The following is a 25,417-nucleotide window of genomic DNA, read 5'->3' as shown; positions in this document are numbered from 1 at the left end:
TAGACACATCTTTTTTTAAAAAACAGCCACAAACTTGTTGTCTATTCAAGTTTGTGGCTGTTTTTTTATTCATCGTTACCAGTAATTTTAATAGAAGGTGTCCCATTTCCAATATAACTTGGGGGAGAATCTTCACTTAATTTCTCGTTATTTTCATAAAACTTTTCTTGTATTTCCATATTGGCTTCAGTAGCTTCCTGATCAAAATACTTTTTTTCTTTCACCAAAACACCCCTCAAAAATGATCTTTTAACCTAGTTTTCCCTTTTTATTCTTTCCTTATTCATGGAAGACTGCTGAAGGATTTTCGGGAACGAAATACCAAACTCCCGTCTTATCAAGCTCTCCCTCTCCAGATAATGATTGTAATTCGATGTTATTTAATGCTGGGAGATAATGTACAAATAGCGTTTTAAAATCTGTATCCTGCACATTCCACTCTAAGTAGGGAGAAACCTCGTCCAATAGTTCTACCATTCGTAAATAATCTTTGCTTTCTATCACTTTTTCAACCGCTGCATTAACTACCTTTCGTTGACGTATATTTCTGCCTTCATCCCCTAAAGGGTCATCTTTTCTCATTCTTACATATGGAAGGACTTCCTCTGAACTTAACTCGATCGTTCCAACAGGAAAATCAATATTTTTATAAGAGAACGCTAACTCATTTTCGACAGTCAATGGCCCAATTTTATCGATAATGTTTTCAAAGCCATCCATATTCACCTTTGCATAATATTCGATCTTTATTTCAAGCAACTTCTGAACTGTTTGTACTGTCAACGCTACATCGCCAAAAGTATAAGCATGATTGAGCTTTGTCATTTCATTTTTTCCTGGGATCTGGACTTTCGTATCCCGTGGAACACTTACCAATTTTGTTTGCTTTGTTTTAGGGTTTAATTCCATTACCATTATTACGTCAGGCCTACCCTTATCATTTGGTCGTTCGTCTACGCCCATTAGTAGTACATGTATCCTTTCATCTGTATTTTTTAATGAGGACTCTTCAGGTTGATTCGTCTCAATCGGCTTATAGGTCTCCTCAAAAAATGCACCAACTTTTGAGAAAACAAAATATAAAAAGATTCCTGACGATAACGTTAAAACGGTTAAAATACTAATTGCTAGTTTCCATTTATTATTCATATTTTTCTCCTAATCTATCAACAATATCGTTTAAAAAGTGACCGTATCCATTTGCTCGGTTAAAGCTTGCATTTGATATCCCATATCTGTAAGTTTTTGAAGTAACGAGTCTAAGTATTGAAGACTGGTTGATTTTTCATGAAGTAATACCACTTTTGGTTCGTGTTGATACGGAAACTCTTCTAATTGATTTAACACCTTTTGAACGAATTCGCCATGATGGAATTTCCAATCCTCACTATCAATATTCCAATCCCATAATTTAAATCCTTTTTGATCTACAGCATCAAAATAGGAAGGCTTCATATGAGGAACAGAGCCATAAGGTACTCGAATTAAATCACTGTGGATACCCGCAATGTTTTCAAGTGTACGTTGAGCCTTTGTCATTTCACCAACAACCGATTGACTAGATTCATAGATTACCTCTTGATTATGAGAGACACCATGCAGCCCTACAGCATGTCCATTCTCCACCATTGCAGTCACAGCTTCTGGGAATTTTCTCATATTGGGTTCTAACATAAAAAAGGTCGCTTTTGCATTGTATTTATTTAATAGATTAAGGATACTTTTCGTGTTCTCATTAGGTCCATCATCAAAGGTGATATACAATGTTTTTTCATTTAGGATTCCTTGATCGTTTAAATCCCCATTATTTTCAATTTGAGTGTTCTCTTCTTTATTAGGGGAAACCGTTTCGCTTTTGTCTTCATTTTCTGTTAACGTTTGGTCTGATTGATTTTCCTTCTTGGTGACCTCTACTCTCTGTTTTTCATTTTCATCAGAAATAGAAGACTCGTTTTCATCACGCTTTCCATTCTCTTCTATTGCTTCTGTATTTATAGCAGATTGTTTCTCACTGTGCGTATCCTTGGGTGCTTTCGCTTCTCCTTGATCAATGACCATCATCGTAGAAAATAAAGTGAGTAGTAATAGCAGCCCCAATACTCCTACTATTTCATAAGGTTTTATCCAATTTCTTGTCTTCTTTTGTCGTTCCATTTTTTTCCCCTTTCCTTTCATGATCTTTAATTCGATCATACTTATGGGTAGCAGAAAAAGGGTTAATTCCTGGTTACAGTTTTTGACCGGATTTGTAACTTTTTTGTTACTTTTGTCGAAAGGGATTACACTATACTATATAAAGCTATGTTCGTGAGGTGTGATAGTAGAGTGAAGAAATTCCTTTGTGTACTGGGCTTGCTTACCATGTGTTCTGGTTGTTCCCTTTTTCAATCCAACACATCCCTAATGAAGCCACCAGAATTGCCTGCCAATCAGCAAGAATTAAAAAACGCTATTCAGCAATATGTTCCTGCACAGGCTGAATGGGTTTCCCCGACAGATGAAAAGAAGGCAAACAAAATGATAAAAGAAGATTTAGACCAAGATGGTAAGAATGAACTGATTGTTTTTTATCGACTTCCTGAGGAAACAACCCAAATAGAGGCCATTGTATTAAAGAAAATCAAAAACAAATGGCAGCGTATTTCTCACTTAAAGGATTTAGGCAGGGAGCTTGATAAGGTTGAGTTCAGTGATTTAACAAACGATAATGTGAAGGAAGTATTCATTGGTTTCTCTTATTCTAATGACGCTCTAGAAAAAGCTCTAACAGTGTATGATGTTCAAGGAGAAAAACCAAAAAAATTATTTGAATCTCCTTACAGCGCATTTTTTTCCGGAGATTTTAATGATGATGATAGGGACGAGCTTCTACTTTCTTTATTAGAGCCTAATCAAAAACATGAGGTATCTCTCTACCATATGAAACAAAAGCAAATAGAAATAATCGATCAACTAAAATTAGATCCCTATGTATATAACTATTATCATTCTCGGTCAGGGCATATTTCTCCATCAATAAAAGGAGCAATTTTTGATGCTGGACTTGGTGCTCATTCTTCGCTTTCATTCGTTGTGGGGGTAATCAATAATCAATTAGTGAATGTTATTCCAAAAAATATGAAAGAGGAAGAATTATTTAGAGCTTCTTCAGGAATGAGTGATGATACTAACGGAGATGGCATTATCGAGTTTTCCTTACAGAAGGAAGCCAATAAGGATTTACCCTACTCGGAAATGCCCCTGATTGACCAGTATTATCAGTTGAATGACGACCAAGAAGCCACTATGGTTCAACAGTCCTATAGCGATTATGAATATGCCTACGAAATCAAAATCCCAAAGGATTGGCGTGACTTTAAGATCGAAGTTTCAAAAGACCGACGATATGTACAGTTTTTATCAACTGAAGATGGCTCTCTATTGTTTGATGTCTATGTGGTAGACAAAGGAAAACAATCAGATTTACAAGGTTGGAGTGTCATGACTGAAACCAACGAGTTTCTATATCTAACCAAATCTTCACCTGAGGAATGGAAATCATTATTTCAATTAATACATTAAGGATTGTGAGGAGGGATGTTATCAAATGGAACATATCTTGATAGTAGAAGATGAAGAATCCATTCGTGGCTTTGTCGAAATCAATTTGAAACGCTATGGTTTTATGGTGTCACAAGCAAGTAGTGCCGAGCAGGGGTTGGAGATCCTCAAAAACTCTTCCCGTCCTATTGATATCATCCTACTAGACGTGATGCTGCCTGGGATGAATGGATTTGAAGCTTGTAAAGTCATACGAGAACGGAATCAGTCTATTGGAATCATCATGTTGACGGCCAAGGTGCAAGAAATGGATAAAGTTCACGGATTGATGAATGGGGCGGATGATTATATTTCAAAACCCTTCAGTCCTAATGAATTAATCGCAAGAGTTCAATCTCTTTCTAGAAGAATAAAGGTTCATCAAGAACCAAAGGTCGTTCCTCCTAAAATCTATCTAGACGAGGAAAAACGTCTTCTCATGGTTGAGGAGAATAAGGTCGAATTGTCACCAATTGAATATGAATTGTTGGCACTTATAATGAATGCAAAAGGAAAAGCGATTAGTCGTATTGATTTATTAGATGAAGTATGGGGACTTGATTATGCAGGGGACACTAAAATCGTAGATGTAAATATTCGCCGTATTCGCCAAAAGCTTGAAACGGAGCCTTCAAATCCAAAATACCTCTTAACGGTTTGGGGTTATGGATATCGTTGGAATGAAAATATAAAGGAAGATCCACATGGGAATTAAAAGAAGGTTATTATTTCAAAACTTGACCATTATTTCATTAACCATTGCTTTACTTCTAGGAATTCTTATTTCTGGCATTTACCATTATTACTATAATGGGACAGCAGATATCCTAAAAAATCATGCTATCAATTCAGCGCAATTTGCTGATCGATATATGAATATAAGTACGTACACTTTAAGAAGTCATCTATCTGAAATTCAAAATAACTTCTCCCTCCCTCAAGCGGAGATGCAAATACTCGATGCAAATGGAGACTTATTATCTTCTTCTTCGGGCTTTCAGCATGATCATACCAGCCAGTTCAAAGATATAGAAGAAGCCCTTCACCTTGAAAGCGGAACATGGATGGGGCATCACCCAATTACCCAGGAACACATCCTGGCCGTTTCTGTCCCACTAATGGAAGAGAAAAAAACCGTGGGAGTTCTCCGGTTTGTAACTTCCTTAGAGCCATTAGATGATAATTTTAGAACGATCATTGGTACATTGTTCATCATCGGACTTATCATTCTTATCATTGTCTTTCTTGTTAGTAAAGCTTTTGCACGAAACATCATCACCCCAGTTGTTGAATTAACAGAAGTATCGCAGAAATTAGCTATGGGGAAATTGGAAACACAGGTGGTAGGTACGTATAAGGATGAATTTCAAACTTTAAGTAAGTCTTTCAATGAGATGGCCAAAGAGTTATTAAAAACGCAACAAATGAAAAATCAATTTATTTCTTCGATTTCTCATGAACTAAGAACACCGTTAACAAGTATTAAAGGTTGGAGCGAAACACTGCTAGCAGGTGATCTAAGAAATGTAAATGAAACGGAAACAGGTCTTACCATCATATCGAATGAAACAAATCGCTTGATTGGATTAGTTGAGGAACTATTAGATTTTTCCCGTTACTCTAAAAATACTTTTCAAATATTCCCATCCCTTTTTTCGTTCGATTCACTTTTAAAACAAGTGATTTTACAGTTTGACAAGAAAATCAAAAGTAGAAATTTAACCATCGTTTTTGAAAACGAAGAACCTATTGAATTAAAAGCGGATGAAAACCGGATTCGCCAAGTTCTTATTAACTTGGTGGATAATGCGATTAAATACTCCGATACGAACACCACCATTACGATTCATTATGAATTAAGCCATCGATTTTTTTACTTTGGAGTAGTGGATGAAGGAAAGGGAATTGAAGAAAATCAAATCCATAACGTTTCTGAGCTGTTTTTTAAAGTAGATGAAAATTCAGAAGGGGCAGGTCTCGGTCTCGCCATCAGCAAACATATTATTGAACTTCATCATGGAAAGCTATTTATTGAAAGTAAAAAAGGCATTGGTACTAGAGCTGGCTTCAAGCTACCGATTTCGCCGATACAGCAGGCTGACGCCAAATAATATAGGGGCTTGTCCTATAAAGGTCCAGAACACCAAGGTCGGCAATATATATTAAAGTTGCGGTTCCTGACACCTTGGTTTTGGGACAGCCCCATACTTTTGCTTTTCCGATAGAGATTTTTTACTATGAAATCAATTTAAGCCCAATGGCCGCACCTAATACCATTGCAATAAAGAGAATCCTCTTCCAATCTTTTGGTTCTCCATACAGAATCATCCCCATTATCGCACCGCCAGAAGCCCCGATTCCCGTCCACACTGCATAAGCAGTCCCCATCGGAAGAGTCTTCATCGCTAGCGCTAAAAAAAGAAAGCTTAAACCAAATCCCGCCAGCAAATAAAGAAACGACTGTACATTACGCTGCTGGTGTAATCGATTAATCATCACTACGCCAACCATTTCAAATAACCCCGCTAAAACTAAATAAAACCAATCCATTATGAGTTCACTTCCTCTTCATGAGCTTTCGTCACTAGCTTCAGTCCAACAACCCCTAATAATAGAATCAAAATGAAGATCATTTTCATCCATTTAAAGGGCTCCCCAAAGAAGAGAATCTCTGAAAACACCGTACCTGCTGTCCCTAAACCAACAAAGACAGCATATACCGTCCCTACAGGAAGAGTCTTTCCTGCCATGATCATCAAGTAAAAACTAATAACAATACTAATCACGGTCCCTGTCCAAGTCCAAATATCATCAGCATGTTTCAACCCAATGACCCAAAACACTTCAAAAAAGGCAGCAATTATCACTTTCAACCATTGAACATTCACATCGTTCACTCCTTTAGTTTAGTATGATCAAGTAAAAGCAAAAAAGCCTAGAAGATTACATCAAAATGTAAATCTCCCAGGCTTTTGTCCTTCCGTGTCACAGTTTGTTTCTAACTATGCGTTCTCTCTCGGACCAGACCAGATGAATTGCGGAACCCTAGAGAACTTTTGTATGAGGTTGGTTTTGATTTCGGTTAGAGTATATCACATTTTTTAACATAGGGGTTAGAAAAAAATCATTTTAAAACAAGCTCGTATTTACGAGATTTTCTTTCCCCTGAAAAATGAAAATCTAAGGATCTAAGTAGTGAAGTAGCGATAAACCTTGAAGGCAAACAAAGAAAGTCCCTAAGCTCACGATTTGTAATTGTATGCTTTATTAATAAAAAGTAATCATTTATAGCAGAAATATGATCTTTTTTTGATATCCAACCGCATTTTGAACAATTCCATTTTCCTTTAATTCTCTTCATCGGGAGAAATTCACACTTCTCACAAATAACTCCTTTAATAATATCTTCAAAGGGATTTGAAAGTATTTCATCACATTATAGTTTAACGGCTCATGCTTACTGATTAGTTGCTGTGATAACTTATTTTTTATTTCTTTGGTAAAGTACTTTTTAGTGAATTGATTTTTTAAAGTGTCAATTTTTTGGGGAATAGTCGCACTATGAATCACCCGTGGTTCGATATGTGTTGAAGAAGATTTAATGAGTGTATGCGGGTTACTAATGACGATGAGATATTCTATGGGGATTTAGGGAAAATTATTATACTCGAGCCATGCTCTCAACTGCTGCAAATGATATTCAGATTGTACTATAGGATCAGAAAACGCCTCTTCTTTTCCATTTTTAACTCTGAAATTAATTGGTTATAAGCAGAATCAAAAATAACTGTTCCGGAGATATTCTTCACTTCAATTATGAAGATAACTTTAGATGTTATAATCAGAGTGTCAATTTGAAAATGATGTTGTCCATCAAAAAGCCTTAAATCATGAAGAATATAGTTTTCTCCATTAGATAAAAAAAACTAAAGGATAATCAATTGACTGTTCCCCTTTAAAACCAGCCTTACTTCTTGCTAGATTATCTTCAATTACAGATCTTTTGGGATGTTTAAAGGGAGACGGCGTTTCAGAGCTTCCAATTTTAAAACTTGCAGGGGAACTTCCCGTTTTTTAGAATCAATCTATCACTTCCTTTTAATAGGGTAGATTCAATATTCGACATGAGAATTAAATTTCCCTTTTTATAACAAAGAAATTTTGATGTATTAATAAAAATGTTTTATTAAGTTTTTAGTACTTTAATTGCTTGGTCCTTTTTTGCACCCATTATGTTTCTTTATAAGCCCATCCTCGACTTTTTTGCTCCATAACGTACGTTTTATTAGCCAACTTTTCCTTTTATGTGCCTTCCCCCTTTTTATGCGCCTCTTCAATTCATTTATGAGCCACTCCTCCGCTCTTATGCTCCGTTTCCATCGATTTATGAGCCGCCTTTTCCTTTTATGAACCTTCCCCCTGCTTTTGTAACTCACCCATCTTATCTGCACCGACTCCCATAGTTCATGAGCCTTCTTTCTTCAAACAAAAAGAGCCCCCACTAGGAGCCCACTAATCAATCATTATCCCAATCGGTTTCTTCTTCTACTATTTTCCCATTATTCGCGTCGATTTTTAACTCAATTTCTTCATTACCATTTTTCATTTCAATATCATAGTATTGATTGTCATCAAGTTCTATTTCTACTACTTTCCCTTGCTTTGCCTTTTGGGCGAGTTCAATTGCTTCTTCTTGAGTAATCTTCACCTTGGTAGCTGGCTCATTGTTATCATCATCAATGTTGTGTTCCTTCTCAATTTTCACGACTTCTCCAGATTTGGCATTAATTTTCACATCGACATCATCATTCTTATTTTCAATATCTATTTCATAAATGTCTTGGCCATATCCTTTATCTAACTCAATACTTTCAACTGTTCCTTGAGCTTCTTTTAAAGCAATCTCTTTTGCCTTTTCCATTGAAATCAACTCTTGACCAGTAGAACTTTTTCCACCATCAACATTTCCACTTACTGCGCTAACTCCTACAGCTCCACCCAATACAATAAATCCAATAATACTTCCAGTTAATATTTTTCGTTTCATTTAAAATGCCTCCTTTAATTTGTTACTTACATCATATCCACTGAATCTGAGAACATAGAGATAGGTTTCTGAGAATTTACTGAGAGATGCTCCAATTCTAATAAAAAAAGACCCGTAAGCACATAGGCTTCAGGTCTTTCTTAGTCATCTCTTGTGATCGTCATTACTTCCCCAGAAATAGCATTGATTTGGACGACCGCTTCCTGCTCTTCATCTAACTCAATCTCTACTAAATAATATGTTTGACCATTTAATTCTTCAAGCTCAATATCATCTATATTACCAGGTACTTGCTTTAACGCAATTTGCTGAGCTTCTTTTTCACTCAATCTTTTAGGAGGATTTTTCGTTTGAACATCCCTCGTCGATTTTTCAATAATTTTTCCACTTACAGGATGAATTTTCATTGTAGTCTGTTTTGAATCATGCTCAACCACCGCTAGATAGTGATCTTTTTCATTTTCAAATTTTACGATTTCTCCCTTTTGCTCGAGCAAAACTTTTTCCTTCAGCTCTTCTACTGTTAATTGTTGTTCGATGTCTTCCTTCCTAGAGGTAATCTGAGTCACACTAGCGATTTCGCCGTTATTACGGTCTATTTTAACTTCATAATCACCAGTGTCCAACGTTATGGAAATGATATATTTATTCTCTTTCGTCTCAATCTCCACGATATCTCCATTAAATTTTTCCCTTACTAATTCACTTGCTTCCGCTCTCGAAAGCGGTTCAGTAGAAGAATTTTTCCCTGTCCACTGCCAAATAACAAGCACGATCAAGGTAAGAGCTATGATCATTCCGACGATTCTGATCCAATGTGCTTGTAACATCTAGTTCACCTCATCTTATTTTTTACTATTGTATCGACCTTAGATGAGAATTTACTGAGAGTCCAATTGCGGAAGAACGATTATGGCCGTTGTCCCATTTCCCTCTAAACTCTTAAGCTGTATCCGTACACCAATAGCATCGGCTATTTCTTTCGCGAGAGCTAACCCAAGGCCAAACCCACCTGTTTTTCTTGTTCTTGCCTTATCCACTCGATAAAAACGGTCGAACACTTTCGGAAGATCATTTTTAGGTATGCCGAAACCAGAGTCGATGATTTCAATGGTTGCTCCCTCTTGATTCGACGTTATACGCACTTGTATTGCACGCTGGCTATACTTATAGGCATTGTCTAAAAAAATATAGAGTATTTGCTTTAATTTTTGTGGATCTGTTCGTACGAATAGCTCTTCTGACTGAGTGTCGAGGTCCACTTTTCGATGAAAGGCTTCCTGGAATGAACGAACAGAATTCCCTACAAGTTCAAATAATGAAACCTCTTGAATTTCCACCTTCCAATGTTCCTCATGCCTGGCCAAAAGTAAAAGCTGCTGGGTTAGTTCCCTCATTCGAACAGCTTCAGAGTGTATCGCTTCCACTGATTCTTCAAAAAGTTCAGGTTGATCCATGCCTCTTCGCTTTAAAAGGCTTGCATATGATTCAATTACGGTCAACGGAGTCTTCAACTCATGAGACGCATTTGTTACGAATTGCTCCTGTTTTTCATAGTTTGTTTCTAATAAATCCATCATATCGTTAAACGTTTTCCCCATTTGCATAAGCTCATCCTTTGATTTTGTTGGAAAAGAGAGTCGTTTATAATGGCCGCTCTTTCTTATTTCTGTCATTGTATCAATCATGCTTGTAATCGGACGGATCATGACTTCACTTAACAACCGGGCAGAGATGAATAATGGTATAAGCGCAATAACGGTTACCACTGTTAATACTATTTGTAAAACCCTTAAATTCTCAGCTGTTCCTTTTAGGCTTTCGATTACTTGAAGATTTGCAACCACTCCCTCATTCCAAATAATCGGGGTGGACACAAAGGCATGAGGAATCCCATTATATTCAATAATTTCTTGTTTTTCACTTTGATAATAACGAATCGGAATGTCCATAAGTGATGGCTGATTAGGTACCATTGCTTCTACATCGATATGCTCATTGTCCAGCACAATTTGCAGTTTTCCATTAATAGGAACAAACGCTCTTACTAGATCGGATGCTGGGATTTGATTGGTCCTCTGGTTAATCCCTGTTAAAATTTGCTCTGACTCTGCTACTGTTTGTTCGAGCTCACTCTCATACATCATCCGACTAAACGAAAAATAGACGGCGACATTTATTAAAATCAAAAGGAGAATAAATAACACTGTCGTATATAAATGTATTTTATTTCTTAGCTTCATTTTGACTCCTTCATTACATAGCCGACTCCACGAATCGTATGGATTAAACCTTCTTTATATGGTTTATCCATTTTGTTTCGTAAATAACGGATATAGACATCCACTACATTTGTGTCGCCATAATAATCATAACCCCAGACTCCATCGAGAATCTGTTCACGATTTAGAACTTGTTTAGGATGCTTCATTAAATAAGCTAATAAGTCAAATTCACGAGGAGTAAGTTCAATCTCATCTTCCCCTCTCGTCACTTCTCGTGTTGATACATTTAATTTTAAATCAGCAATTTGCAGTAGGCTCTCATCAAACTCAGGTTCAGAACTTTTCAGCTTTACGCGTAGTGCTGCACGAACACGTGCCAAAAGCTCTTCAATTTGAAAAGGCTTGGTGATGTAATCATTTGCACCTAAATCAAGTCCGGCAACCTTGTCTTCAACAGAATCCTTTGCTGTTAAAAGTAAAACGGGTGTAACGGAATCCTTGGATCGAATTCTACGTAATAACTCAATCCCATTCATCCCTGGAAGCATGATATCTAACAAGACCAAGTCAAATGACTGCTCGCGAAAAATCGTTAATCCTTCGAATCCATCCATCACCTTTACGACTTCATAGCCTTCATGAGTTAATTCCAATTCCAACACTCGTGCAATTTTTTCTTCATCTTCAACAATTAAAATTTTGGGCTTATCCATTTTTATCCCTCATTCATTAAGATGTTAGGGATATTTTAGCATACAACTTAGCAGTGATTCTTATAGAAACGAACACAATATGAATTTATACGATCTGACTCTACCGAAAACGAACATATGTTCTTTATTATCCCTAAAAATTAATCTATAATAATAATTGTAAGAATACTCAATAATAAAAATTGTGTTTCTTAATAAGAAAAAGGAGTGATAACAATGAAGCATCAGGCAACCCCTTACCTTATATTTGATGGTATAGCACTTGAGGCATTAGAGTATTATCATGATGTTTTTCAAGGAGAAATATTAAATGTTCAAACATTTGGTGATGCCGATTATCCAACGCCGCCAGAAATGGATGACAAAATTATGCATGCCCAATTTAAGAAGGAAGAATTATTTATTATGATGTCTGATTCATTTCAAGATCAGTCCGTTACAGTGGGGAACAATATTTCTTTAGCTCTTGAATTCGAAAGCAGTGAGGAAATCCAGAAGATTTACGATCAGCTTAAAGAAAAAGGGTCTGTTCTGATGGAGCTTCAAGATACATTCTGGGGAGCGACTTATGCTAAAGTAGAAGATCCTTTTGGAATTACTTGGGATTTGAATTATACAAAAGAGAACAATCGGTAAGCGGAAATTAAAGCTATTTGTATTACATAAGGCTTGACTAATGATATAGAATAAACGGACTCTTCCCCAAGGATTAGTTCGTTTTTTTCGGTTCCCGAAACTTCTCGGATGTGTTGTTTTCATCTAAATGCTATACTCTTCTTAGTTCTTTGTTAATGATTTTCACTAATGCTCTCAACATACTGAATAGGCAAACATACTATATGAAGAGCGAAAGTGCCTTGATCAGCTCTGAAAAGTATAAGGCGAGTCACAAAGGATTATGTCTTTTCCCTTATTTGTATGATGTCTCTAGGAGCCAGGCAGGATTAGATCTTTTATTTGTAAACACTCCAAAAATTCATACTTAATTATTTGAAAAGGAGGCGACGATATGAAGATATTGGCACTATTAGGAAGCTCTAGAAAACAAGGGAACACGGAGTATATGGTTCATCGTATTCTAGAAGGAGTCGATCATACATCGGTTCACATCGCGGACTACACCATCCAGCCAATAACCGATATGCGACATACAGAAGAAGGCTTTTCACCTGTTGACGACGATTATGAAACCTTACTTCATCAATTTCTAGAACATGATGTCATTATTTTTGCTACCCCGCTATATTGGTACGGGATGTCAGGGCATTTGAAAAACTTCGTTGATCGCTGGTCACAATATTTGCGTGATGAGCGGTACAACTTTAAAGAGGAATTAAGGAAGAAGAAAGCTTATGTAGTTGTAACAGGTGGGAACACTTCAACCATTACAGCCCTTCCTCTTATCCAACAATTCAAATATATTTTTGACTTTGTTGGAATGGAATACATCGATTATATAATTGCCCGTGGCGTAAAACCAGAAGAAGTATCACACGATCCACTCGCTCTTCATAAAGCAAGCTTTTGGAATGAAGAATTTAAGAAGGAAAAATGAACAGAAAAGCGGAAGCACCTTGATTAGATGATGAAAGGCTAAGTTCACCACGTCCTGTGGCAACGCCTTTCTGATCCACATCCTGTGGACCTCTGACAAGCATAAGACGAGCCACCTGGAAAGGGTGCCTTTTCCCTTTCTTGGTATATTGAGCTAGTAACTAACAGTGATAACAAATTGGTCAGAAAACTCGTCCAAATTTTATATAGAGAACTCACACTTTTCTAAAGCTTATAGTAATTCCTACACTTATGGGTCATCTTTTTATTAAGAGTATACCGCCTAATTAATTACATTTTAAAAATGTTTGAAACCTCATATATCTGTATATTAGAAGGGCTTGCCTCCCTTCCTTAGTATGAGGGTTAATACTTGACTTAAGTTGACAGAGGAACAACCGATCACATTTACAAGACGACCCATACTTTTGATAACACAAATCATGATTTCTACAAGCTGCATCCACTGCATTAATAGGTGCACCTGGTCCGCTACATCCAGGCCCGCACCATCTGTAATGAGGGAACACACACCACTTAGGAAAAATTCTCGTATGCTTTCTCCTTTTCCCCATTTTAGAACCCCCCTTCGATTCTAGTTAAACGTGAGGATCTTTTATAGAAATACCCTCCTACATAGACCTTAACTTATTATATTCAGCCATATATTCACATTTTTATATCTTTATAGGATATGTAATTTGTTTATCGAGGCTTGTACATTTACCTACATCTGTAAAGGAAATGCATTTCATTGAATCGATTCGAAAGTCTATCAGTCTACTCAACTGGGGTTTATTCCCTCCCGTTATGTTTCCATTTATCAAAATAGAAAAACTTTTTAAACATTACTTTGACAGATAGAGTAATGTAAGTTATGATTACTCTATCAGATAGAACAATCATTTTTGGATGGTGAAATATGATTAGAAGTGATATTATCCGGGGTCATTTGGATTCGATTATCCTGCGATTGATCTTAGAGAAGGATCAGTACGGTTATGAAATTTCGAAACAAATAAGTTCACGGACAAAGAATCGTTTTCAAATAAAAGAAGCCACCCTCTATGCAGTGTTTCAAAGATTGGAAAAGAAGGAATTAATCGAATCTTACTTAGGGAATATTTCACATGGAGGAAAACGAAAGTATTATCGAATCACGACTTTAGGGAAGGCCTATTTACAAGAAACCTTCAAAGAGTGGCAGGAAACAAAGGAAATTGTTGATCTATTTATGGAGGGATTAGAGTGAAAGAAGTTAAGGACCATGTGGATGCATTATTCAAGAACATTCCTAAAAGTGAACAAAGAGAATTGATCAAACAAGAGATTATGGAAAATCTTGAAGAAAAAGTTTACGACTTAATGGCTGAAGGAAAATCGGAAGAGGATGCCATTAATAAGACAATCGTAGACTTTGGAGATATCGACGAAATTGAAAAAGAGTTAGGAGCCATGAAACCCGTAAAAAAGAATTTAACGAAAATCGATTTTGGCTTTTCTCTCTGGGGGAGCGGCTTAATCATTGCTCTCGTTGTTTTTATTAATTTCTACTATACTCCACAAACCATTTGGTTTGTCTATCCAACGTTTGCGATATTGTGGTGGCCTTTATCGATGTTATATAGATGGTTACGTTTAAAGTAAAGGAGAGTTAGCATGCTTAAACTTGATGTCGGTTTTGCTTGGGCAGGAAGTATAATGAGTATTTTATTTTTTGCTACCGTCAATTATTTAACCAGCTCACATCAGATTTGGTTTATCTATCCCTCTTTTATTTTATTACTATGGCCGGTCAGTTTGCATTATCTTAGAAAAGGTGATTTTAAAATTCACTCGATTTTCTGTAGTATTTGGATCATCATTTTCCTAATTACGATCAACTATCTATATAGCCCGTCCCATCCATGGTTCTTATATGCATCGTATCCATTGATATGGTGGCCGATTCTGATGTATTCAGTCCAAAAAAGAAAAACCGTTTCACTTGCCATATTTGGTAGTTTGCTGACCATTGTGTATTACTCCATTTTAAATGCTACCCTTTCCCATCAATACCCATGGGCAATTTACCCCTCCTTTGTTGTCCTATGGTGGCCGATTGTACTTCATTGTGTAAAAGCAAAGAAATACTTTCACCTTTCATTATGGGCGAGTGTACTAAGCATCATATTCTTTATTGTTGTAAATAAGGTGTCAACACCACATGTAATATGGGCGATCTATCCAATATTCGCCATTCTCTGGTGGCCATTAAGTATGTACTATTTTATTCTTAGAAGAAAAATACTAAAGTCAAAATTAGATGAGGCGATTGAATAATGAGTGAAAATTCAAAATACAGTATACGTGAATGGAAGAAAAAATTAGCACAATATGAGAAACCGAGTAAATCAGCAAGTGTCATACAGCTCCTTAATTCTGTTGTTCCTTTCTTGATCCTTTGGGTGTTAGCCTATTTTAGTTTAGAAATATCTTTTTGGTTAACGTTATTATGTGCGATTCCAGCAGCAGGTTTTTTAATTCGTACCTTCATTATTTTTCATGATTGCACTCATTACTCTTTTTTCAAGAGTCGAAAAGCTAATGAAGTAGTGGGGATTATTACTGGATTATTCACATTTTGTTCTTATGAACAATGGAAACACAGCCATACAACCCATCATGCGACAAATGGAAATTTAGAGAAGCGTGGTGTTGGGGACGTTTGGACAATGACACTGCAAGAATATGCGGATGCATCATGGATGAAACGACTTTCGTATCGCATTTACAGAAACCCTTTCGTGATGTTTATCATCGGCCCGCTATATATCTTTTTAATCTCCTACCGTTTCAATTCTAAAGGGGCATCTAAGAAAGAGAAAAGACATGTATGGATGACAAATATCATTCTTGCTTCTATTGTGTTGTTACTTTGCTTAACTATTGGATGGAAAGCCTTTATTTTAGTAGAATTACCTATCTTCTTTATTGCATCCTTTTCAGGAGTTTGGCTATTTTATGTTCAACACCAATTTGAAGATGGCTACTTTGAAACTAGCGAAAATTGGAATTACGTTGAAGCTGCATTAAAAGGAAGTTCTTTCTATAAGCTGCCGAAAGTATTACAATGGTTCTCAGGAAATATCGGATTTCATCATGTTCACCACCTTAATTCAAGAGTGCCGAACTATCACCTTGAAAAAGCGCACAAGAGTGACCCGCGACTTCAGGATGTCCCAACATTAACATTATGGACAAGTTTAAAATCTCTTACTTTTAAATTATGGGATGAGCAGTCGAAGAAATTTATTGGAAATCGTGATATTCGCAGGTTTATTCGAAGCAATATTTAGCATAAAAAAAGCTGTAATAAGAGTCATGAAAATCATGGCTTCTATTACAGCCAATTTTTTGAGGTTGTCTATTCTTTTTATTGAATTTTCATTACCTCATTCCGCTCTATTGAGTTCCTCATTTAAGCTTTTTCTCTTTTTCAGGACCTCATTCGACTCCTTTGAGGATGTCATTTTTGCTTTTTAGCTCTATTGAGATATTTTTATAAAATAAGAAAACAAGGCTTCCCTAATCCAAAAGGGCTAAGGAACACAACTTCGATGAACATTGTGGTCCTTAGCCCCCTTTTAGAAAAGCTCCGGTTCTCTAACTTCTTTACTCATATTAAAAGTAAAGGAAATAAATAACCAACACTAAAACAATACGATAGATAGCAAATGGAACTAATTTAATTTTGTTGATCAGCTTCAAGAAAAATCGGATGGAGATTAATGCAAACACAAAAGCACTGATGAATCCGGCAATAAAGAATGGCATAGCATCAAGGGTAAAGTATTGCCAGTTCTTGAGTAAAGAAATACCGCTTGCTCCACACATAATCGGAACGGCCATAATAAAGGTAAAATCAGCAGCTGCTCTATGACTCATTCCAACTAATACCCCTCCAGAAATGGTCGATCCTGATCTTGAGAAACCTGGCCAAAGGGAAAGACATTGAATGAGCCCGACCGATAGTGCTTGTTTATAGGTGATTTGATCAACCGTTTGAACCTTTGGATTCTTTGGCCCAAATAGATCGGCTATAATCATTAATACGGCTCCAATCACTAAACCAACCAACACGGTTGTAAGCGAAAATAAATGCTCATCAATATAATCCTCAAATAACACTCCTAATACTCCTGCTGGAATCAGACCAACTATTACTTGGGACAATTTTAAACGGTTTTGATTATCATTTGTTTCTTTATTGAGCTTCCCAAGACCAAGTAGATTAATGAAACGGTCTTTAAAAACGACGACAACGGCAAGAATAGAACCAAGCTGAATAACAATTTTGAATGTATTAGCTACATATTTCCCTAGAAATTCTTCCGATTGAAGCCACATGTCATCCACGATAATCATGTGTCCTGTTGAAGATACGGGCGCAAATTCCGTTAACCCCTCAACAAGTCCTAATATAATTGCCTTTAGAATTGTAAAAATATCCATAATATAAACTCCTTACACTCTTTTTCTTTTTTTCATAAAGATGATGATAAACGTGATGAGCCCTAAGGCAATCAACACATAAAAAATATTTGAGTAAATGTCCATAAAATGAACAATTTTTTCCCATGATTCCCCAAAAGCGGCTCCAACGGTTACTAGAATAATATTCCAAATCAAGGTTCCAATTGTAGTATAAAGAAGAAAGATTGGGAATTTCATTCGAGACATCCCTGCAGGAATAGAGATTAAACTTCTAATTAAAGGGACCATCCTGCACAGAAGTACTGTCCAATAACCAAACTTATCAAACCAGCGATCTGCTTTATAGATATCTTCCCTTTTCACTCTAAGAATGTGTCCCCAGCGATCAACAATTTTCTCAAGCCTTTCAACATCTAACAGATTACCAATCTTATATAAGATGACCGCTCCCACTACTGACCCTGCAGTTGCAGCGATAACCACCCCTGTTATCGTCAGATCTGAGAAAGTAGTCATCATTCCCCCAAATGTGAGAATGACCTCGGAAGGGATCGGAGGGAAAACATTTTCAAGTGCTATCATAATAAAAATTCCTATATAACCAAACTGTTCAATTATATCTGTGATCCAGTTTTCCATTATATCGTCTCCATTTACTTAAATAATTCAAAATAAATTCTTTTTCAGTTTTCGTAAATATCGATTACGGATAAAGAAAAAGTAGATCGTTTGAGCCATAAAAAAGCATGCCAGAACGATAATCATCTCAGTAACAATCGATAAAGTAAAGTAACTTTGTAACGCCTTAAAGGCAAACGTACTATGAACCATCGCTACAATAATCGGTACAAAAAACAATAGAATCAGCTGCCTTGTAACGATTTTTTTTAATTCTTTATCAGTCAGCCCAACCTTCATAATAGTTAAATACTGATGTCGATCGTAGTCCAAGTCAGCATATAGTCGGAAGTATAGGAAACTTCCGGCAGCGATGAAAAAGACCGCACCCGCAAGTAACGCAATAAATAACATCATACTAAACAAACTCATTTGGTATTCCAATAAGGTCCCGCTTACTGACATTGCATAAGGTTTGTCCTCATCGTGTATTAATTTCCCTTCGTTTACTAAACCTTCAAACATCTGTTTTGTTTTCTCGAAGTCATCTATAAAAAAACCGGTAAAGAGCTCGATATCTTTGTTTCCTTTCAGCATTTCGAAGGTATCGTCACTTACAACAAGTCCATCATTTGCTACAAGTTCAGTTGGAATGACTACATTTTTTGTTAAGTCTACTCTTTGCAAATGGATGTCTTCTTGTTGCAATGTATATGTGACGTGATTAGCATCATTTTCAAATCGATGCGTTCTCATTCCGAGTGCTTGTTTTCCCGTTATGGCCTTCTCTGAAAAATCGTAGCCAGCCAAGTTAGCCATTATCTTATAGTCTGAAAAAGAAATAATCGGAAGTGAATCAGAGACGTCTGGATCTGTTGAAGAAACTACTTCTACATATTTTATAGGAACTTGATGTGATGTATAGTCAAACCCTTTATCATCTAACTCTCTCTTTATTAGCTGCAAATTTCGTTGATGAATCGATTGTTCATTTTTAGCAACATAACTAATGGCAGCAGGATAATCGATTTCAAATTGTTTATTAATCACATTCATTGAAGCAAGTGTTCCAACGGCACAAAAGGCAACGGTAGAAACGATCGTCACCATAAAAAACATTCTAGCATTGTCTTTCATCCGGTAAGCAAGGTTTGAAATCGTAAGTATATTTGTATTTTTCCAGAATAAAAGTCGGTTTTTCTGTAACCATTTCAAAATGAAAACGGATAATTGTGTATACAAGAAATAGGTCCCGATAATGGTCATTCCTATAACAGGAAGCATACGTATTAATAAGGTTTCCATCGTTGTGGTAGCAGCCAAATAGTAACTTGTCAGTAGCAGGATAGCTGATACAACTGAAAAGAAAGTCGATACTTTCGGTTCTTTCTTTGGTTTTTGACTAGCCTGAAATAAGTCAATTAATTTATTCGTTCTCACTAAAAACGTCGTAAATAGCGAGATCGACAGGAAAAGTAATGAAAAGGCTACTACCGTTAAACTAATGGCTTGCCATGATAAATGGAATCCTAATGACCCAATATCAAGAATTTTCGAGCCGATCATTAAAAATAATTTCCCGGTAATTAACCCGGAGCCGATTCCTAAAATAATTGCCCCTCCACCGATAAGCATATTCTCTAAGAATACGAGACAATTTAGTTGTCTTCTCGTCATTCCATGCATCATCAGGATCCCGAATTCTCGTTTTCTTGTTTTCAGAAAGGTACTAACTGAATATAAAACATAGAAGAAAGAAAACAAATACATAATAACTTCAGCGGCGATCATTAATTGAATTACCGCAGCATTCGTAATGCCACCTTGGATCCCCGGGTGGAAGATAAAGAGGGCATACACAAAGAAAATCATAACAGAGAAAGCACTACTAAAAAAGTAGGCAGCGTATGTACGCTTATTCCGTACAACATTTCTAAAGACGAATTGTGGAAAGGTCATGACTGTCTCCCCCTAGCAAAGAAAGCATATCAATGATCTTTTGGAAGAAGGCTTGCCGATTTTCCCCACAATAAATTTCATTATAAAGCTGTCCATCTTTAATAAAAATAACTCTATGACAATAGCTCGCAGCCACGGGATCATGTGTCACCATTAAAGTTGTTGCTTTCTCATCACTATTGATCGTTGAAAAAGTATTCATGACATCCTTCGATGCTTTCGAATCTAAGTTACCAGTTGGTTCATCTGCCAAAACAAGTGAGGGTCCATGTATAATGGCCCTTGCAATTGCCGTACGCTGCATTTGCCCTCCAGAAATTTCATACGTTCGTTTCATCCCTATCTCTTCTATTCCTAACTTTTTTACAACCTCTTTAAGCTTGTTCGACATTTCACTTACACTTTCACCATCTAGAGTTAGAGGCAAAACGATATTTTCTTCTACCGTTAACGTGTCAAGTAGATTAAAATGTTGAAAGACAAATCCGAGCTCTTGCCGTCTAAATAAAGCCGTATTTTTTCGATTCATGCTATGTGGATTTTTCCCATTGATGAAAATCTCCCCAGATGTTGGTTGGTCAATCGTCGCGATTAAGTTAAGCAGAGTGGTTTTCCCGCTTCCCGACGGACCCATGATCCCAACAAACTCTCCTTTATCAATTGAAAAGTTAATATTGTCTAAAGCTTTATGGGCTACCTTCCCTTCATAAATCTTCGTCAAATCCCTAACAGTTAAGATCGACATTGATCTCACTCCTTGTTCGATGTATACCTCTATGTTATCTAGATTCTCCAGGAGCTACTATTTTTTAAAATTACAGTTAGCTTACAATATTGTAAGGTAGCTGGATTCTAGAAAACAATACGAACAATAGTCCCAGAGTTTATTTCCGATTCCATTTCGACGTGATGACCAAGCTTGTCACAGATTTGTTTGACAAGGTAAAGCCCCATCCCTGTGGACTCTTGGAAATTACGTCCATTTTCACCGGTGAAGTAAGGATCGAATACACGTGCCATATCACTCTTTGGAATCCCCACACCTTGATCTATGACCTCTAATAGAGTGTGCCCCTCCACCTTCCTTGCTTTGAAAACAATCGTCTTTCCCTTGTCAACCGTATAACGTACCGCATTTGTCACAAGTTGGGAAAGAACAAATGTAAGCCATTTCTCATCGGAAGTGATTTTGATGGAAGGATCGATCACTATTTCAGGATATACTCGATTTCGGATAAAAAGACTCTTCTGTTGTGAAGTTAATGTCCGAAGTAATTCATATAAATGGATCGTTTCTACATGAAAGTCCCTTTCAAACGTCTCTAACCTTGAACTATAGAGAACGAGCTCAAGTCCTTTTCTTAGTCGATCCAGCTCCTCATCAATGGATTCACGAAGAATATCCTCTAAATCCTCAATCATTAAATGAATGACGGATATGGGTGTTTTCATTTGATGGACCCATTGATTGATAAATTGAATTTGGTGATCCTGCTTATGTTTGTAGGTAAATAGCTCTTGTTTATAATGTTGAATCTGTTGCTTTTGAAATCGTTCTAAGCTTTCAGGAAGTGGTGCTGATTGTTGTTCGATTTTTAAATCCTGAAGGGAAGCAAGCGGAGTCGATAGCCTCTTGTAAAAAGATTTGTTTGTCACATATCGATAGAACAGATACCCTATGAACAAACATGTGCTTAAGAAACAGGCGTAAAACATCGTAACAAAATGCTCGTAGCCATCCAGCCAGAAAATAAACATGATAATTGCTAATTGGATAAAGTAAACAAAGAATAATGGGAGATGATCACGAATAAACAGTGTCATTCATCCGTACTCCAACTGGTAGTTAAAAGATAACCCCTCCCGCGAACGGTTTGGAGTGCATCATGGATATCGTGCTGAGCAAGCTTCTTTCGCACTCTTGTTATATAAACATTTAACGTATTATCATCGACGAATACTTGATCATCCCAAATTTTCCCGAGTAATCGCTCACGACCTACCACACGGTCTGCTTTATTCATTAATTCTTCAAGTATTCTTGCCTCAGTATGGCTCAACTCAACTTTTTTCTCCCCGAGTCTTAATTCCAATCGTTCAACATCTAACACTAAATCATTCACCTTTACCGTCCATCCGTTTTGATTCACTGCATAGGATCCATAAGCTCTTCGTAATTGACTTTTTATTTTCGCAAGTACAATTTCATAATCAAATGGTTTCGTAATATAATCATCCGCTCCATTCTCGAGTGCCATCACTTGATCCATTTTCGCGTCCCGAGCGGAAACAAAAAGAATCGGACATGTTGAAATCTTTCGTATTTGCCTACACCAATAATAACCATCATACTTAGGCAAATTCACATCGAGTAAGACAATATGAGGTTCAAACTGTTCAAATTCAGCTAAAACAGTATCAAAACTCTTCACTGTGCAGGGCTCATATCCATATTTATAAAGAAAATCCTCAAGTAGAGACACTAGCTTTACATCATCTTCTACAATTAATATTTTGAACAAGATTGAAGTCTCCTCTCACATTTATTTGTCTGTATTGTACCAGAATCATGTTCAATTGTACTTCGTGAAGCCATATTAAAAAGCAGGGGGCATTTCCCTACTTTTTTATCCCTTCATTATTATAACGCCAAACCGTTTGCTTGTTCCAATTTTTTCAAAACCCAACCAGACAAGATGAAAAAACATATAATAAAGAATGGTAGCTGTTAAACCATTTTTCCAGTACAGCCATCCACAAGGTTCCAACGATTGATAAAAAAGACCACATTGGGTATTTTTCGTTATCTACTCTACACAAACCTCTCCAACTTTCTGCTGTAGTTATATTAGAAAAAGATGAAAACTATTGAATAACTGTTTATTTGCTACTTATTTTAAAACCCATGTTTTACACGACTAAATCTATCCTCTAAACTCTTTTTATTTTCAGTCTCCTTTTGATCATTACCAAGTTCATCTATAACTCCATTTAACATTAGCTTTGCCGAAAGAATCGTTAAAGTAAAGAATACTACTGGTATAAAAGGAATCCATGGGTAGGTTGTCCACAAGAATTCCCACCAACTACCGAGTAAAAAACAATCGGACTCACCATAATCGGTAAGTCCGAGTTAACAATTGTAATCACAAACTAAAGGACAAAGCTGCCGATACAAGAAGAAATCCTGTCCCCATTCCAAGCGAATAAATCATGAATTGTGTTTTAAGTTTCATTTTCCATTCAATAAATTTTTCATCTGCCTGAATCATGTAATCTACCTCTTCCATTAAAGAGGGTTTCTTCATGACGCCATTCCCTAGTCTTTTAAACCCTTCAAAGAATAGATCTAAAAAACCAGTATTTAGCACGTACATAAATGCACCAACTAGTAATAAAGTGATTCCAACAAGAAAAAACTTATCCAAATCAGCAGAATTAGCCTGAAAGATCTGGAAGAATAAAAAGCAATACAACATAATGATCACAGAACTAGCAGAGTAAAAGTATCGTTTTAGCATTTAAGTTTCTCCTTTAGTTTGTTTAAATCCTTCGATTCTATCATCTATTATTCTGAAACCTTTTCCGCAAAACGAAGGTCTGGTTTTGATAAAACATCTAAACGAATTCCTTCAACCTTTTTGCTTATAAGGATATTTTGTGCAGAGAAGAGAATTGGGAGAATTGGCATTTCTTCCATTAATACCGTTTCCGCTTCATGTAATAATTCAAATCGTTTCTTTTCATCCTGTTCAACTAATGACTTAGCCAATAATTCATCGAAAGTAGGGTTGCTCCAGTTGGTAAAGTTGCTTGAGCTTTTTGTGTTGTACAGATTTAATACCGGATATGGGTCAATAAAGTCCCCTCCCCAGCCCATACGTGCCAATTGGAAGTTCTTTTGTTTGAATGTGTCGATATACGTTTTCCATTCCTGATTTTCAATATTCACTTTCAAACCAAGGTTTTGTTTAAACATTTCTTGCAGGGCTTCAGCAATTTTCTTGTGATTCCCTTCTGAGTTATATTTTAACGTGAACTCAGGAAGTTTGTCCCAACCCTCTTCTTTCAACCCTTCTTCTAATAACTTCTTCGCTTTTTTAGGATCAAACTTATAGTATTCAGGGGCTTCCTCTCTAAAGTCTTTTCCTGATGGAGATTCCACTCCATTTGCAACATAGCCATATGCAGGCTTCTCTCCACCTTTAAGAATATTTTCCGTTAGCGCTTTTCGATCGATGGCAAAGGATAAAGCTCTTCTGATTTTTGCATTTGTAAAAGGTTCTTCCTTGACATTAAAAGTATAAGTATAAACACTAAAGGATGGGAAGTTTACATATTCTTCATTGTCTTTCTCTTGTTCGACCGCTTCAGCAGGTAATCCTGTTACTAGATCAAGCTCACCTGATTTATACATTTGGTATTCTGTTGTTGTATCTGCCACCATTTTGAAGTGAATGGTGTTCATTGTCACGTTATCTGCGTTCCAAAAGCTACCACTTTTTTGCAAAGTTAACTGTTCATTATGCTTCCATTCCGAAACAGTGTAGGCCCCATTTGTGACAATTCCTTCTGCTTCTGCTGCCCAGTCTTTATTCGCTTCAACCACCTTCTGATTAACAGGTAAAAAGCCTTCCCCCAATATCACTTTCGGGAAAAATTTCACTGGGTCTTTTAATTCAACAACGAGCGTTTTATCATCCTTAGCATGAATGGCAACATCTTCTACAGATCCTTTACCAGTGTTGTACGCCTCTGCTCCTTTAATATAGTAAAATTGGGATGGATCATAAGCAGCTGTTTCTGGATTCAACACTCTCTTCCAGGAATATTCAAAGTCCTTTGCTGTTAGTGGATCTCCATTGGACCATTTCGCACCTTCTCGGATCGTAAAGGTATAAGTTTTTCCATCTTCTGATATATCTACTTTATTTGCAGAACCTTCGACAATCTTTCCATCCTTATCATAGGTATACAATCCTTGATAAAGATGACTAATAACCCAAAAGGAAGTGGTGTCAGATGCAAATGCAGGGTCTAAAGTATAAGGCTCTCCACCTAGGTTTGCCGTTATTTCCTGTTTGACATCCTTACTTGTTTTACCACCTGAAGCAACTTCCTCTTTTCCGCAGCCAGATAACGCTATTAAAATGAATAGTATAATGGTGATAAAAGCTAACGATATTCTTTTCATTTTCTTTCCCCCGATTTAATGTTTTCTAGTTGATGAATTTTACTTTTATAAA

Annotated in this window: 29 protein-coding genes and 1 riboswitch; of the genes, 9 read left to right on the top strand and 20 right to left on the bottom strand. The window is 36.5% G+C overall.

Annotation, left to right across the window (positions count from 1 at the left end; translation table 11 throughout):
• Positions 1-65: 65 nt before the first annotated feature.
• From JOC86_RS13110 to JOC86_RS13100, 3 genes are read right to left on the bottom strand one after another with little or no spacing between them, the layout of a single operon-like run.
• Positions 66-224, bottom strand: coding sequence for a hypothetical protein (locus JOC86_RS13110; protein ID WP_205173242.1), 159 nt, complete (start codon positions 222-224; stop codon positions 66-68).
• Between the two features lie 55 nt (positions 225-279).
• Positions 280-1,149, bottom strand: a complete 870-nt coding sequence (locus JOC86_RS13105) for an LCP family glycopolymer transferase (RefSeq protein WP_205173240.1) — start codon at positions 1,147-1,149, stop codon at positions 280-282.
• Between the two features lie 30 nt (positions 1,150-1,179).
• Positions 1,180-2,154, bottom strand: coding sequence for a polysaccharide deacetylase family protein (locus JOC86_RS13100; RefSeq protein ID WP_205173238.1), 975 nt, complete (start codon positions 2,152-2,154; stop codon positions 1,180-1,182).
• A gap of 249 nt (positions 2,155-2,403) precedes the next feature.
• Between JOC86_RS13100 and JOC86_RS13095 the strand changes: the two genes are divergently transcribed.
• The 3 genes from JOC86_RS13095 to JOC86_RS13085 are packed head-to-tail and all read left to right on the top strand — an operon-like array spanning position 2,404 to position 5,690.
• The gene (locus JOC86_RS13095; protein WP_205173236.1) at positions 2,404-3,561 is read left to right on the top strand and encodes a hypothetical protein; all 1,158 of its coding nucleotides are present in this window, start codon (positions 2,404-2,406) and stop codon (positions 3,559-3,561) included.
• Between the two features lie 25 nt (positions 3,562-3,586).
• Entirely contained in the window at positions 3,587-4,294 is a 708-nt protein-coding gene (locus JOC86_RS13090) for a response regulator transcription factor (RefSeq protein WP_205173234.1), read from the top strand.
• Positions 4,284-5,690 carry a HAMP domain-containing sensor histidine kinase gene (locus JOC86_RS13085; protein WP_205173232.1) on the top strand — a complete coding sequence of 469 codons (1,407 nt, stop codon included), beginning with the start codon at positions 4,284-4,286 and terminating at the stop codon, positions 5,688-5,690. Before JOC86_RS13090 ends, JOC86_RS13085 begins: the two co-directional genes overlap by 11 nt.
• A 124-nt stretch (positions 5,691-5,814) precedes the next feature.
• Here JOC86_RS13085 and JOC86_RS13080 read toward each other — a convergent pair whose 3' ends face one another.
• The 7 genes from JOC86_RS13080 to JOC86_RS13050 form a co-directional block, all read right to left on the bottom strand.
• Complete coding sequence (locus JOC86_RS13080) at positions 5,815-6,129, bottom strand: DMT family transporter (protein ID WP_205173231.1); 315 nt, start codon at positions 6,127-6,129, stop codon at positions 5,815-5,817.
• Positions 6,129-6,467 (bottom strand): SMR family transporter, encoded by a 339-nt coding sequence (locus JOC86_RS13075; RefSeq protein ID WP_205173230.1) that lies wholly within the window; start codon positions 6,465-6,467, stop codon positions 6,129-6,131. Before JOC86_RS13075 ends, JOC86_RS13080 begins: the two co-directional genes overlap by 1 nt.
• A gap of 71 nt (positions 6,468-6,538) precedes the next feature.
• Positions 6,539-6,639, bottom strand: a riboswitch (guanidine-I (ykkC/yxkD leader).
• Between the two features lie 650 nt (positions 6,640-7,289).
• The gene (locus tag JOC86_RS25330) at positions 7,290-7,478 is read right to left on the bottom strand and encodes a nuclease-related domain-containing protein (protein WP_205173528.1); all 189 of its coding nucleotides are present in this window, start codon (positions 7,476-7,478) and stop codon (positions 7,290-7,292) included.
• Positions 7,479-8,095: 617 nt separating this feature from the next.
• The gene (locus tag JOC86_RS13065) at positions 8,096-8,626 is read right to left on the bottom strand and encodes a PepSY domain-containing protein (RefSeq protein ID WP_205173229.1); all 531 of its coding nucleotides are present in this window, start codon (positions 8,624-8,626) and stop codon (positions 8,096-8,098) included.
• Positions 8,627-8,766: 140 nt separating this feature from the next.
• Positions 8,767-9,456: a PepSY domain-containing protein gene (locus JOC86_RS13060; RefSeq protein WP_205173228.1), complete on the bottom strand. Its 690-nt coding sequence runs from the start codon at positions 9,454-9,456 to the stop codon at positions 8,767-8,769.
• A 51-nt stretch (positions 9,457-9,507) separates the two neighbouring features.
• Complete coding sequence (locus tag JOC86_RS13055; protein WP_205173227.1) at positions 9,508-10,869, bottom strand: sensor histidine kinase; 1,362 nt, start codon at positions 10,867-10,869, stop codon at positions 9,508-9,510.
• The gene (locus tag JOC86_RS13050) at positions 10,866-11,564 is read right to left on the bottom strand and encodes a response regulator transcription factor (protein WP_205173225.1); all 699 of its coding nucleotides are present in this window, start codon (positions 11,562-11,564) and stop codon (positions 10,866-10,868) included. The genes JOC86_RS13055 and JOC86_RS13050 overlap by 4 nt, the downstream gene beginning before the upstream one ends.
• Positions 11,565-11,780: 216 nt before the next feature.
• Between JOC86_RS13050 and JOC86_RS13045 the strand changes: the two genes are divergently transcribed.
• Positions 11,781-12,200 (top strand): VOC family protein, encoded by a 420-nt coding sequence (locus JOC86_RS13045; protein WP_205173223.1) that lies wholly within the window; start codon positions 11,781-11,783, stop codon positions 12,198-12,200.
• Between the two features lie 379 nt (positions 12,201-12,579).
• Positions 12,580-13,119 (top strand): NAD(P)H-dependent oxidoreductase, encoded by a 540-nt coding sequence (locus JOC86_RS13040; RefSeq protein ID WP_205173527.1) that lies wholly within the window; start codon positions 12,580-12,582, stop codon positions 13,117-13,119.
• A 286-nt stretch (positions 13,120-13,405) separates the two neighbouring features.
• Here JOC86_RS13040 and JOC86_RS24735 read toward each other — a convergent pair whose 3' ends face one another.
• Positions 13,406-13,693, bottom strand: coding sequence for a phospholipase (locus JOC86_RS24735; RefSeq protein ID WP_239587548.1), 288 nt, complete (start codon positions 13,691-13,693; stop codon positions 13,406-13,408).
• A gap of 347 nt (positions 13,694-14,040) precedes the next feature.
• Here JOC86_RS24735 and JOC86_RS13035 point away from each other — a divergent pair, with 347 nt between their 5' ends.
• The 4 genes from JOC86_RS13035 to desA are packed head-to-tail and all read left to right on the top strand — an operon-like array spanning position 14,041 to position 16,456.
• Positions 14,041-14,370: a PadR family transcriptional regulator gene (locus JOC86_RS13035; protein ID WP_205173221.1), complete on the top strand. Its 330-nt coding sequence runs from the start codon at positions 14,041-14,043 to the stop codon at positions 14,368-14,370.
• Positions 14,367-14,765 carry a permease prefix domain 1-containing protein gene (locus JOC86_RS13030; protein ID WP_205173219.1) on the top strand — a complete coding sequence of 133 codons (399 nt, stop codon included), beginning with the start codon at positions 14,367-14,369 and terminating at the stop codon, positions 14,763-14,765. The genes JOC86_RS13035 and JOC86_RS13030 overlap by 4 nt, the downstream gene beginning before the upstream one ends.
• A 12-nt stretch (positions 14,766-14,777) precedes the next feature.
• Positions 14,778-15,440: a hypothetical protein gene (locus JOC86_RS13025; RefSeq protein ID WP_205173217.1), complete on the top strand. Its 663-nt coding sequence runs from the start codon at positions 14,778-14,780 to the stop codon at positions 15,438-15,440.
• The gene (gene desA / locus JOC86_RS13020; protein WP_205173215.1) at positions 15,440-16,456 is read left to right on the top strand and encodes a Delta(5) desaturase DesA; all 1,017 of its coding nucleotides are present in this window, start codon (positions 15,440-15,442) and stop codon (positions 16,454-16,456) included. Before JOC86_RS13025 ends, desA begins: the two co-directional genes overlap by 1 nt.
• A gap of 325 nt (positions 16,457-16,781) precedes the next feature.
• Here desA and JOC86_RS13015 read toward each other — a convergent pair whose 3' ends face one another.
• From JOC86_RS13015 to JOC86_RS12975, 9 genes are all read right to left on the bottom strand, one after another.
• A complete protein-coding gene (locus JOC86_RS13015) occupies positions 16,782-17,612 on the bottom strand; it encodes an undecaprenyl-diphosphate phosphatase (protein ID WP_205173213.1) in 831 nt (276 codons plus the stop codon).
• Between the two features lie 12 nt (positions 17,613-17,624).
• Positions 17,625-18,233 (bottom strand): DedA family protein, encoded by a 609-nt coding sequence (locus JOC86_RS13010; protein WP_205173211.1) that lies wholly within the window; start codon positions 18,231-18,233, stop codon positions 17,625-17,627.
• Between the two features lie 27 nt (positions 18,234-18,260).
• Positions 18,261-20,171, bottom strand: a complete 1,911-nt coding sequence (locus tag JOC86_RS13005) for an ABC transporter permease (RefSeq protein ID WP_205173210.1) — start codon at positions 20,169-20,171, stop codon at positions 18,261-18,263.
• Positions 20,146-20,916: an ABC transporter ATP-binding protein gene (locus JOC86_RS13000; protein ID WP_205173209.1), complete on the bottom strand. Its 771-nt coding sequence runs from the start codon at positions 20,914-20,916 to the stop codon at positions 20,146-20,148. Before JOC86_RS13000 ends, JOC86_RS13005 begins: the two co-directional genes overlap by 26 nt.
• Positions 20,917-21,023: 107 nt before the next feature.
• Positions 21,024-21,995, bottom strand: a complete 972-nt coding sequence (locus tag JOC86_RS12995) for a sensor histidine kinase (RefSeq protein ID WP_205173208.1) — start codon at positions 21,993-21,995, stop codon at positions 21,024-21,026.
• On the bottom strand, positions 21,992-22,693 hold the full coding sequence (locus tag JOC86_RS12990) for a response regulator transcription factor (protein ID WP_205173207.1): 702 nt from the start codon (positions 22,691-22,693) through the stop codon (positions 21,992-21,994). Before JOC86_RS12990 ends, JOC86_RS12995 begins: the two co-directional genes overlap by 4 nt.
• A gap of 374 nt (positions 22,694-23,067) precedes the next feature.
• A complete protein-coding gene (locus tag JOC86_RS24730) occupies positions 23,068-23,244 on the bottom strand; it encodes a hypothetical protein (RefSeq protein WP_239587547.1) in 177 nt (58 codons plus the stop codon).
• 73 nt (positions 23,245-23,317) lie between these two features.
• Positions 23,318-23,692 (bottom strand): DUF3899 domain-containing protein, encoded by a 375-nt coding sequence (locus tag JOC86_RS12980; protein WP_205173206.1) that lies wholly within the window; start codon positions 23,690-23,692, stop codon positions 23,318-23,320.
• 47 nt (positions 23,693-23,739) lie between these two features.
• Positions 23,740-25,365, bottom strand: a complete 1,626-nt coding sequence (locus JOC86_RS12975; RefSeq protein WP_205173205.1) for a peptide ABC transporter substrate-binding protein — start codon at positions 25,363-25,365, stop codon at positions 23,740-23,742.
• Positions 25,366-25,417: the final 52 nt, after the last annotated feature.

The organism is Rossellomorea pakistanensis, from assembly GCF_016908495.1.
In the GTDB taxonomy this organism is placed as follows: Bacteria; Bacillota; Bacilli; order Bacillales; family Bacillaceae_B; genus Rossellomorea; species Rossellomorea pakistanensis.
Note: the sequence above shows the minus strand (reverse complement) of the source record. Positions and strands in the feature narration are given on the sequence as shown.